The organism is Streptomyces sp. NPDC004031 (assembly GCF_053604375.1).
Genome location: NZ_JBSGHL010000052.1, coordinates 23,534 through 34,882 on the forward strand (window position 1 = coordinate 23,534; position 11,349 = coordinate 34,882).

Consider the following 11,349-nt stretch of genomic DNA (forward strand, 5'->3'; position numbering starts at 1 on the left):
AGGGGCACCACCGGCGCGGTCCGGCGGAGGGGCGGGAACCCCCTCCGTCAGGGCCGGGCCGCCCGCGGGGCTACTTGCTCCCGCACAGCCGCAGCGCGCTCTCCAGGCACAGCGCTTCCGCGTCGTCCGGGAGCAGGTGCCCGGCGGCGACCTCGGCGGCGGCGGCGTGCTGGAGTCCGACGATCGCGGCGGCGAGCCAGGCCGCGGGCAGTGACACGTCGAAGGCACCGCTGTCCATGCCGCGGGTGACGAGGCGTTCGAGCCGCGGCGGCACCACGTCGGACAGCGCGTTGTGGTTGGGCTCGGGCGTGCGCGGCGCGGTGGGGTTGAGCAGCATCGGGTGGCGGCGCAGGAAGCGCCAGCCCGCGTCCAGGAACTGCGCGAGGGCCTCGGCGGGCGGGGCGCTGTCGAGCCCGGCGGCGTCGAGCGCGGTGAGGTACTCGGTGGCGGCCGCCTCGATGAGCGCGGCGACCAGCGCGTCCCGGGAGGGGAAGTGCGCGTAGACGGTCTGCCGTGTGACGCCGGCGGCGGAGGCGATGTCGTCCATGCTCGCGTCCGGGCGCTCGCCGAGCACGACCCGGCTCGCGTTGAGGATGGCGTCGATGCTGCGCTGCGCGTCGGCCCGGCGGCGGCGCGGCGGTGGGGCGGTTTCCTGCGAGTCGACCATTCCCCGACGGTATGCGTTCGGCCATAACCTTGACAAGCTGTGAGAGATAGTCAACTCTTACGGCATGTCAAAGAATAGCGCGGGCGAGGACCAGCCGGCGGTCGAGGCACGCGGCATGGCCAAGGCCTACGGGGAGAAGCGGGCGCTGGACGGGATCGACCTGACGATCCCGCGCGGCCAGGTGTTCGGGTTCCTGGGCCCGAACGGTGCGGGCAAGACCACCACGATCCGGATCCTTGCCACGCTCATCAAACCGACCGGCGGCACCGCCAAGGTGCTCGGCCACGACGTGCTGACCGAGGCGGACGCGATCCGCGCCCGGGTCTCGCTCACCGGCCAGTACGCCTCGCTCGACGAGGACCTGACGGGTTACGAGAACCTGATCTTCCTCGGCCGCCTCCAGGGCCTGCCCCGCCCCGCCTGCCGGGACCGGGCCGACGCGCTGCTCGCCGCCTTCGACCTGAGCGACGCGGCGGGCCGCCCGGTCAGCGGCTACTCCGGCGGTATGCGCCGCCGCCTCGACATCGCCGCCAGCCTCATCGTGACCCCCGACCTGCTGTTCCTGGACGAGCCGACCACCGGACTCGACCCGCGCAGCCGCAACCAGGTGTGGGAGCTGGTCCGCCGGGTCGCGGCGGCCGGCACCACCGTGCTGCTCACCACGCAGTACCTGGAGGAGGCCGACCAGCTCGCCGAGCAGATCGCCGTCATCGACAACGGCCGCATCGTCGCCGAGGGCACCAGCTCGCAGCTGAAGTCCCGGGTCGGCTCCGGCACCCTGCACGTGCGGCTGCTCGACGAGGAACAGCGCGACCGGGCACGGCAGATCCTCGGCGAATCCCTCGACGGGAAGGTCGAGCTGGACGCCGACCCGTTCGCGCTGTCCGTGCTGCTCGGCACCGCCGGAGCGGACACGGGCGGCAGGGACGTGAGCCGGCTCGTCGGCCGCACCATGACCCGGCTCGCCGACGCCGGTGTGGGCGTCGCCGACCTCTCGCTCGGCCAGCCCAGCCTCGACGAGGCCTTCCTCGCCCTCACCGGCCACCGGACAGCCCCGGCCACCACCGACCACGAGGACCAGACCGCATGAGCAGCCCCACCGCCCCCGCGCGCCCCGCCGCAGCCGGGTCCGACCCCATCGACGCCCTGCTCGCCGCCGGCCGCACCCGCCACCGGGCCGGCCCCGTCGCGGCCTCGGCCGCCTTCGGCAGCCGCGCCATGCTCAAGCTCAAGCACGACCCCAAGCAGCTCGTGGACTCCACCGCCATCCCGATCCTGTTCACGGTGCTGTTCACCTACCTTTTCGGCGGCGCGATCAGCGGCTCCACGTCGGAGTACCTGAAGGTGCTGCTGCCCGGCGTGCTCAGCATGAGCATCGCCATCGTGACGATGTACGGCGGCGGCCGGCTCGCCCAGGACGTCCGCAGCGGCGCCTTCGACCGCTTCCGCGGACTGCCCATCTGGAGCGGCGCGTTCGTGCTCGGCGGCCTGCTCAGCGACGGCGCGCGGTACGTCTTCGCGTCCGTCATCGTCATCGTGCTCGGCGTCGCCATGGGCTACCGCCCCGACAACGGCTTCCTCGGCGTCCTCGGCGCGGTCGCCCTGGTCATCGTGTTCGGCCTGGCGCTGTCGCTGGTGTGGGCCGCGCTCGCGCTCGCGCTGCGCGACCCGGCCGTCGTCATCAGCATCGCCAACGCCGTGCTGATGCCGCTGTCCTTCGCCAGCAACGTCTTCGTCAAGCCCAGCACCATGCCGGGCTGGCTCCAGGCCTTCGTCAAGGTCAACCCGCTCAGCCATGTCGCCACCGCCGCCCGCGACCTGATGAACGGCGGCTCCGGCACCGCCGGCGCGGTCGTCTGGACGCTCGTCGCCAGCGCCGTCATCACCGCCGTCTGCGCCCCGATCTGCCTGCACCTGTACGGCAAGGAGAGCTGACGCCGCGGACGACGGAGCCGGGCCGCCCCCGTCGGCCGGCCCGGCTCCGTCGTCGGGGGGCTCAGTCGGTCGCGGGCCGCAGCACCGTGGCGAGCCGGGCGACCGTGGGGTTGTCGAAGAGGGTGCGCAGGCCCTCGTCCTGGCTCACGGTGGTGCCGAACTCCTTGGCGATCCGCTCCAGGATGCCGATCGCGTGCAGCGAGTCGCCGCCGAGCTCGAAGAAGTTCTCGTCCGTCCCGAAGTCGTCGCGCTCCAGCACCTCCTGCCAGAAGCCCAGCAGCGTGCGCTCCACGTCGTCCTGCGGCGCCGAGTGCGTGCCCGCCGGCTGCTGCTCGCGCGGGGCGGGCAGCGCGGAGGCGTCCACCTTGCCGTTCGCGCTCAGCGGCACCCGCGGGATGACGAGGTAGTGCCGCGGCACCATGTACTCCGGCAGCAGCTCCTCCAACTGCGCCCGCAGCAGCGCCGCGTCCGGGTGGGTGCGCCCCGGCACCGCCTCGCCGTCGTCCGGCACCAGGTAGGCGACCAGCCGGCGGCTGCCCGTGCGCGGGTTGGTGTCCACCGCGACCAGCGCGTCCCGCACCCCGGGGTGGCGGCGCAGCGGCGCGGCGATCTCGCCCAGCTCGATGCGGTAGCCGTTGAGCTTGATCTGCGAGTCCTCGCGGCCCAGGAAGTCGATGTCCCCGCCGGGCAGGAAGCGGCCGAGGTCCCCGGTGCGGTAGAGCCGCTCCCCGGTGCGCGGGTGGGTCACGAAGCGCTCCGCCGTCCGCTCCGGGTCGGCCCAGTAGCCGCGGGCGACACCGCGGCCGCCGATACATATCTCGCCCGTCGCCCACACCGGGCTCGGCTCCAGCCACCCGTCGTACACGTGCATCGTCTGGTTGCCGAGCGCCTTGCCGTACGGGATGCGCGACCACGTCGCGGGCACCTCGCCGATCGGGTGGTGGATCGACCAGATCGACGCCTCGGTGGCGCCGCCCTGGCTCATCAGGACCGTGTCGGGGTAGAAGGCGCGGATCCGGTCCGGGAGCGCGACCGGGATCCAGTCGCCGCTCATCATGACCAGCCGCAGGGCCCGCCCGGGGGGCGGGGCGTCGGCGTCGTGCGCGTCGATCCACACCTGCATCAGCGCCGGGACGCTGTTCCAGACCGTCACACCGTGCCGCTCCGCCAGCTCCGACCAGTGCTGCGGCTCCTGGGCCCGGCCCGGCTCCGGCATCACCACCGCGCCGCCCGCGGCCAGCATGCCGAAGATGTCGTAGACGGACAGGTCGAAGCTCAGCGCGGACAGCGCGAGCGCGCGGTCGGCGGCCGTGACCGCGTAGCGCGCCGTCAGGTCCTGGATGGTGTTGGCGGCCGCCCGGTGGTCGATCATGACGCCCTTGGGGGTGCCCGTCGAGCCGGAGGTGAAGATGACGTACGCCAGGTCCGCCGGGTCGGGACCGGTCGCGGGCGGGGTCGCGGGCGCGGCCCGCACCTCGTCGTCGGCGAAGGTCACCAGCCGGACGCCTTCCGGCCACTCCAGTTCCGTGCGCAGCCGCTCGGACGTCACCACGACCCGCACCCCGCCCTGGTCGAGCAGCTTCGCCCGGCGGGCGGCGGGCCAGCGCGGCTCGACCGGCAGGTACGCCGCCCCGGACCGGGTGACGCCGAGCGCCGCCGCGACCTGCTCGTAGCCCTTCTCGCAGATCACGCCGACGAGCGTGTCCCGCGCCGCCCCCGCCGCCTGGAGGACGTGCGCCAGCCGGTGGGAGTCCGCGACGAGTTCGGCGTAGCCGTGCTCACCGTCCGCGGCGATCACCGCGACCGCGTCCGGGGTACGCGCCGCCTGCTCCTCGACCAGGGCGCACAGCGTCCGGTCCGGGATGTCGGCGTACGTGTCGTTGGCCCGGCGCCGCTCCTCGGCCTGCGCCTGGGGCAGGACGACGATCTCCCGCTCGTCCCAGGCCGCCTCGCCGTCCGCCAGCCGCTCCAGAGCCGCCAGGTGCGCCGCGAACATCTCGTCCAGCATGCCGTCGGGGAACAGGCCCTCGACGTAGTCCCAGTTGACCAGCAGTTCCCCGCGGTCCTCCAGCACCTGGTAGTCCAGCCACACCTGGGGCGTCTGGCTCACGCCGTACACCACGTCGCCGAACACCTGGGCCGTCTCGGTCGGGCCGGAGCCGGAGTCGAAGCCCACCATGCTGGTGAAGACCACCGGCATCGCCGCCCCCGGCCGCCCGCCCAGCCGCCGGGCCCGCTCGCGCAGCACCCGCACCCCGGAGAAGGTCGCGTGCCCCAGGTCCTCCATGAGCTGGAGGTGCAGCCGCTTGGCCCGCCCGGCGAAGGAGTCCCCGGCGTCGGGCCGGGTCTCCAGCAGCACCAGCGAGGTGAAGTCGCCGATCACCTCGCCGATCTGCGGGTGCAGCGGCGGGCGGTTGAACAGCGTGAGGTTCATGGTGAGTTCGGGCCGCTTCGACCAGCGGCGCAGCACGTCCGCGTACGCCGCCATGAGCACCGCGGACGGGGTGAGACCGCGACCGCGGGCCGTCTCCTTGACCGCCGCCCAGCGCTCCCGCGACAGCTTGGCGTGCGCGCGGGCGAACCGCGGCCGGCTGAGCTGTCCGGGCTGCACGGCCAGCGGCAGTTCCGGCGCGGGCGCCAGGGTGTCGAGCCGGTCCAGCCAGTACTGCCGGTCCGCCGCGAAGCGCCGCTCGCCCTGCGCCTGCTGCTCGGCGAGCACGCAGTCGCGGAAGGTGACCTCCAGCGGGGCGGGCGGCTCGTCGGGGTCGCAGTAGAAGCGGTACCAGTCGCGCTGGAAGATCCCGAAGCTGAAACCGTCCATGATCAGCATGTCCAGGCTCAGATGCAGCCGCCAGCGCCGCTCGTCCAGCTTCGTCGCCCGCACCTCGAACAGCGGCCAGCGGTCGGCGGGCAGCACCTGGTGCGCCAGCTCGTCGCGGATCTCCTCGATACCGGCCTGCCGCGCGGCCCCGTCCAGCCCGGACAGGTCCGCGACGCGCACCTCGTACGCCGGCACCTCCGGCAGCACGCGCTGCCGCCCGTCCGGCTGGATCACCGCCCGCAGCATGTCGTGCCGCCGCACCAGCATGTCCAGGCTCCGCCCGAGCCGCGGCACGTCGAGGTCGGCGGCGTCGAACTCCAGGTAGCAGTGCGTGGAGTTGCCGCCCAGCTCCACCGCGGGCGTGCGCCCCACCCAGTAGGCCTGCTGGATGTCGGTCAGCGCGAACGGCTCGTGCCGCTCCTCGGGCCGGGGGGTCAGCGTCACCGCCCCGTCCGCCGCCGCGGCCGAACGCGCGACGGTCTCGACGAGCTCGTCCCGGCGCAGCTTCATCTCCTCGCGCAGCTCGGGAGTCAGCGCACCGGGCGGGGCCGTCACATGCAGCCGGCCGTCGGCCAGCCGCAGCCTGACCCCGCGGCGATACAGCTCGGCGAAGAGATCCGTGGTCATCGTGGCTGCCCTTCTGGCGGGTTAGAGGATGAGTTCTTCGAGTGGCTCGCCCGCCGCCGGCTCCTCGTCGCCGGTCACGACGAGGCTGCGCGCCGCGAGATCCCGGCAGACCAGGTCCACGACGTCCGCCACGGTGGCCTCGCCGAGCAGCTTCTGCGGCGGTACGTCCACGTGCAGGCCCGTGCGGAACTGCTCGCGCAGCCGCATCGCCCGCAGCGAGTCCAGGCCGAGGTCGCCCAGCCGGGAGGCGGGGAAGCGGGTACGGACGCTCGCCGGGTCGTCGGCGAACGCGCCGACCATCGAACTGACCCGGGCGAACAGGGTGTCGGTGAGCGCCCGGCGGGCCGCCCGCGGCTCCTCGACCGCGAGCCGCGCCAGCTCGCCCGCGTCCCACGGCTCGTCGCCCCCGGTGTCCCGCGCGTCCTGCCGCGGCGGCTCGGGCAGTTCGGCGGGGCCGAAGGCCAGCCCGGCGACACTCACCAGGGGCTCGCCCGCGTCGTCGTACAGCTCCACGTGCGCGGTGCCGTCCCCGGCGCGGCGCGCATGGCACCACACCCGGGCGGGCAGCTCGCGGTGGCACGTCAGCCGCGCGACGGCCGACGGCAGCCACGGTCCGGCTCCCCGGCCCGTGTCCGCGAGCAGCGGCGCCGCGGCCAGCAGGCACAGCTCGAACACGACGGGGTGCAGGACGTACCCCTCGCCGCCCTCCGCGCCGGTCTCCAGCAGCGCCAGCACCTCGTCGTCCCCGCGCCACGACCGCCGCGCGGCCTCCCGGTACACCGGACCGCACCCGACCCCGGCCGCGTCCAGCCACCCGAACAGCACCCCCGGATCGCCCTCCGCCAACCGCTCCCGCAACCCACCGAGGTCGGCACGGGGAGGGGCGGGCGGATTCTTCTCCGCGGCGCACGCGCTGAAGCGGAGCGTCCAGCGCGGCCGCGCGGGGTTCGCGGGGCCGACGGGGTCCGGCGTACGCCCGCCGGGCGCGGTCGTCGCGGGGTGGGCGGAGTTCGCGGAGTCCGCCGGGGCCTGCGCGGCACCTGTGGGTGAGCCGGGCTCGGGGGGCGTTCCTGCGTCGTCGGCGGGTCGCGCCGGGCTCGGCGCCTGCGCGGTGAAGCCGCGCACGCGGCGGGTCGCGCCCCGCGTCTCCGCCGCCGTCTGGAGGGGGAGGGCGCGAGCGCCCGTGAGCAGGACCGGGGGGCCGAAGTCCAGGTCCTCGACCGTGCGGACGTCCGCGGGGTCGATGCCGTCGCCCGCGCCGTGCCGGGCCGCGGCCAGCGCCCACTCGGCGAGGGCGGCGGACGGCAGGGCGGCCGCGCCGCGCAGCCGGTACTGCCCGGCGTACCAGGACTCACGTGCCGTCAGAGAGCGGGCGAAGCGCCGCTCCGCGGGGTCGGCCAGGTCGATCTCGCCGCCCAGCAGCGGGTGCACGTCCTCGCGCGCGGGCTCGGCGGGGCCGTGGCTGCCGAGGGCGGGCGAGGCGAGCCAGTAGCGGCTGCGCCGGAAGGGGTAACCGGGCAGGCGTACCTGCTCGCCCGGCCCGGCCGGACCGTCGAAGGCCGCCTCCCAGCGCACCGCCGTCCCCGCGGTCCAGGCCGCCGCAAGCCGCGCCAGCAGCTCGCCCACACTGGTGACGGCGCCCGGGTCCAGCTCCAGGCACACCGCCGCGCCCTGCTCCCGCGCGGCGGCCGGGGCGTCGCCGCCCGCGGCCAGGAAGCCGCCGGTCGCCCAGCGTTCGGGGTCGTCCGGCGCGCCGCCGGAGGCGAGGAGGAGCGTGCAGGCGGGCGTGCCGTACGTGACGCCCTCCGCGGCGGCCCGCAGGGCGCCCGCGTTCTCGTCGGCGCGTGCGGCGGCGGCCGCGAGGGCCGTGGCGTCGGCGGGCGACAGGTCGCCGTCCCCGCGCAGCGCGTCCGTGTCGGCGTCCGCCCGCGCCGCGGCGGCGGCGAGCGCCACCGCGTCGGCGGACGACAGGACCCCGGCCGCGCAGGCCGCGGCGATCTCGCCGATGCCCGCGCCCGCGACGACCTCCGGCTCCACCCCGAAGGAGCGGACCAGCCGGACCATCGCCGTCTGCCACGCGAACACCGCGGCCTGCCGGTAGCCGGCGGGCGGCGCACCGAGCCGCTCCGCCAGCCGCGCGAGCACCTCGGCGTGCGCCTCGGCGAAGACGGGGAAGCGGGCGGCGAGTTCGCGGGCCGCGTCCACGGCCCCCGGCACGTCGCCGGTGAGCACGAGCGCGGTGGGCGTGCCGCCCGCACCCGTGGCCGTCCCGGTGAGCAGTCCGGGCGCCGCCTCGCCGCGGGCCAGCGCGGCGAGCGCGGCACGCCGGGCGGCGGGGGAGTCACCCTCGGGCCCGACGACGACGGCACGGTGCGCGAAGGCGCCCCGCGTCCGCGCGAGCGCCCGCCCGACCCCCGCCACGTCCACGCCGGGCCGCGCGTCCAGGAACTCCCCCAGCTCCCCGGCCATGGCCCGCAGCGCCCCCGCGTCCCTGGCCGACACCACCCAGGGCACGCCGCCGTCCGCCGTACCGCCCGCGGCGCCCGGTGGCGTCTCCGCGCCGTCGGGCGCGGCCGGTTCCTCCACGATCAGGTGGGCGTTCGTGCCGCTGATGCCGAAGGAGGAGACGCCCGCGCGGCGCGGGCGGCCGGGGGACGGCCAGGGGGCGGCCTGCGTGGTGAGGACGACGGAGCCGGCGGACCAGTCGACGTAGGTCGTGGGGTGGTCGATGTTCAGGGTGCGGGCGTGGACGCCCGCGCGCATGGACATGACGATCTTGATGACGCTCGCCACGCCGGACGCGGTCTGCGTGTGGCCGATGTTGGACTTCACCGAGCCCAGCCGCAGCGGCCGCCCCTGCGGCCGGTCCGCGCCGTAGGTCGCGATGACGGCCTCCGCCTCGATCGCGTCGCCCAGCGCCGTGCCCGTGCCGTGCCCCTCCACCGCGTCGACCTGGTCGGGGGCGAGCCCGGCGCTGTCGAGGGCCTGCCGGATGACCGCCTCCTGGGCGGAACGGCTGGGCGAGGTCAGGCCGTTGGTGGCGCCGTCCTGGTTGACCGCGGAGCCGCGGACGACCGCGAGGACGCTGTGGCCGTGCCGCCGCGCGGCCGACAGCCGCTCCAGGACGAGCAGTCCGGCGCCCTCGCCGAAGCCCATGCCGTCGGCGCCCGCGGCGAAGGGCTTGCAGCGGCCGTCCCCGGCGAGCGCCCCGCGGCGGCCGAATTCGAGGATGACGTCGGGCGTCGCCATGACGGTGACGCCGCCCGCCAGCGCGAGGTCGCAGTCGCCGCGGCGCAGCGCCTGGCAGGCCAGGTGGATCGCGACGAGCGAGGACGAGCAGGCGGTGTCGATGCTGAGGGCCGGTCCGTGCAGCCCGAGGGCGTACGCGACACGGCCGGAGGTGGTGCTCGGGGCGCCGCCGATGATCTGCTGGTCGGGCGCGCCCTCGGGCAGTTCCGGCTGCGGACCGGCGCCGTAGTGGCAATAGGACACCCCGGCGTAGACGCCGGTGCGGGAGCCGCGCAGGCCCGCGGGGTCGATACCGGCGTGCTCGACGGCGTCCCACGCGGTCTCCAGCAGCAGGCGCTGCTGGGGGTCCGTCACCAGCGCCTCGTGCGGGGTGATCCCGAAGAAGCCCGCGTCGAAACGGTCGGCCCCGGCGGGTCCGCCGAGGAAGCCGCCCTGCCGTGCGGCCTCGTCCGGGCCTCCGTCGGGGCTTCCGTCCGGGCTTCCGCCGGGACCCGCGTCCGGGCCCCACCCGCGGTCGCCGGGGAAGGGCGTGATCCCGTCGCCCTCGCCCGCGACGAAATCCCACAGCCCTTCGGGCGAGCGCAGCCCCGGCGGGAAACGGCAGCCCATGCCGACGATCGCGATCGGCTCGGTGTCCTTGAGCTCGGCCTCCTGGAGCCTGCGGGCCGTGACCCGCAGGTCGCCGGTGGCCTTCTTGAGGTACTGACGCAGCTTTTCTTCATCAGCCATTGGCCCGCCGGCTCCCGATTCTCAAGAAATGCGCTGCTGCCGAAAGCAAATGATTTAGGATTCACTTCATCCCGCTCGACCCTACTGTGCAGGGGACTCTCCTCATACCCCACCCCTACCCCTACGCATAAGTCTTACAGGGTCGGCCAGGGGTGCGATAGGGGTTGATGGGGCATCCGGAATGGGCTAGTGCAAGCCGGTGGCCTGCTGGGATCTCGTCCGGGCGTGCCGGATGCACCTTCGATAGTGAGTTTCTCATATACCGCCACGCTTTTATTACGGTTAATCTGGGCCGCCAGGTGACAACCGTGCCGCGCCGATTCTGCGGGGGAGAGGTACCGTGTCGGGCCAGTCAGTAGCAGTGGATACGCCCTGGGAAAGGGTCGCGGACTCGATCGAGTTCATTCCCGCCGAATACTCGGTGCGGGACCAGCCGGAATCGGTGGCGCAGGAGATGCTGCGCTGCGGACCGGCGGAGATCGACCGGCTGGTCGCCGCCGGCCTGCCGTGCGAGGAGCGCGACGGCGTCCGGCACTTCGACACGAACGACCTCTACAACCTCGGCATGTACTCCAACACCTCGAAGACCCAGCCGGAGCTGGCCTTCCGGATGCTCTTCCGCTTCGCCGGGCGCCCGGTGGACGACCTGCTGCGGGCGAAGACCTGGGACTTCCAGGTCACCCTGGAGTGCCCGGACTGCGTTGGAGAGGCCCCGTGGCGGCTGGAGGCGCCGGACATCGACCGGTTCGGCGGCCGGCTCGCCGAGGTGACCGAGCCGGACCCGGGCGAGGGCTCCGCCGCGTACACCGCGACCGTGACGACGACCGGCGCGCGCACCCCGGTGATCTCCCCGGTGCTGCGCGAGCTGACGCGGGAGTACCTCGCGGCCGGCTACCGCTGGCAGATGATCCCGGTGCCGATGCAGGCCGACTACGGCCTGGTGCACGAGCTGGGCGCGACCAGCTGCATCGCCGCCAGCCTGCTGCTCACCGAGCGCTTCCGGGACGCCGGGTACCGCGCCGAGGCCAAGCGCGGCTGGTTCTGCGGTGTGCTCGGCGGCGCGCTGGACCTGCCGCACGCGTGCGTCGAGGTCGAGGACGACGACGGGACGCTCAAGACCATCGACATCGCCAAGTCGCAGCTGGCCGCGCGGCTCTCGGCGAGCACCGGCGACTTCCAGGAGCTGTGCCTGGGCTCGATCTACAACAAAGTCATTCCGTCCACCGCTTCCGGCAACGCCGCCCTGGGCTACCACGAGTGCGGCTCGAAGACGCCGGTCCACGTGCGCGCGGATATCCGATCGGTGCGTTGAGGAGACGAC

General features: G+C 74.6%; 6 protein-coding genes. 3 read left to right on the plus strand and 3 right to left on the minus strand.

Going from position 1 to position 11,349, the window contains the following annotated elements:
* Positions 1-70: 70 nt before the first annotated feature.
* Positions 71-667: a TetR/AcrR family transcriptional regulator gene (locus ACWERV_RS27780; RefSeq protein WP_452938064.1), complete on the minus strand. Its 597-nt coding sequence runs from the start codon at positions 665-667 to the stop codon at positions 71-73.
* 64 nt (positions 668-731) lie between these two features.
* On the opposite strand from ACWERV_RS27780, the gene ACWERV_RS27785 reads away from it, so the two are divergent.
* Entirely contained in the window at positions 732-1,757 is a 1,026-nt protein-coding gene (locus ACWERV_RS27785) for an ATP-binding cassette domain-containing protein (protein WP_398186147.1), read from the plus strand.
* Complete coding sequence (locus tag ACWERV_RS27790; RefSeq protein ID WP_452938067.1) at positions 1,754-2,602, plus strand: ABC transporter permease; 849 nt, start codon at positions 1,754-1,756, stop codon at positions 2,600-2,602. The genes ACWERV_RS27785 and ACWERV_RS27790 overlap by 4 nt, the downstream gene beginning before the upstream one ends.
* A 61-nt stretch (positions 2,603-2,663) precedes the next feature.
* Here the strand turns inward: ACWERV_RS27790 and ACWERV_RS27795 are convergent, their stop codons facing one another.
* Together ACWERV_RS27795 and ACWERV_RS27800 are read right to left on the minus strand one after the other, a co-directional pair.
* On the minus strand, positions 2,664-6,050 hold the full coding sequence (locus ACWERV_RS27795; protein ID WP_452938069.1) for an amino acid adenylation domain-containing protein: 3,387 nt from the start codon (positions 6,048-6,050) through the stop codon (positions 2,664-2,666).
* 21 nt (positions 6,051-6,071) lie between these two features.
* Entirely contained in the window at positions 6,072-10,028 is a 3,957-nt protein-coding gene (locus ACWERV_RS27800) for a type I polyketide synthase (RefSeq protein WP_452938072.1), read from the minus strand.
* Positions 10,029-10,389: 361 nt separating this feature from the next.
* On the opposite strand from ACWERV_RS27800, the gene ACWERV_RS27805 reads away from it, so the two are divergent.
* Complete coding sequence (locus ACWERV_RS27805) at positions 10,390-11,340, plus strand: hypothetical protein (protein ID WP_452938075.1); 951 nt, start codon at positions 10,390-10,392, stop codon at positions 11,338-11,340.
* The last annotated feature ends 9 nt before the right edge of the window (positions 11,341-11,349 follow it).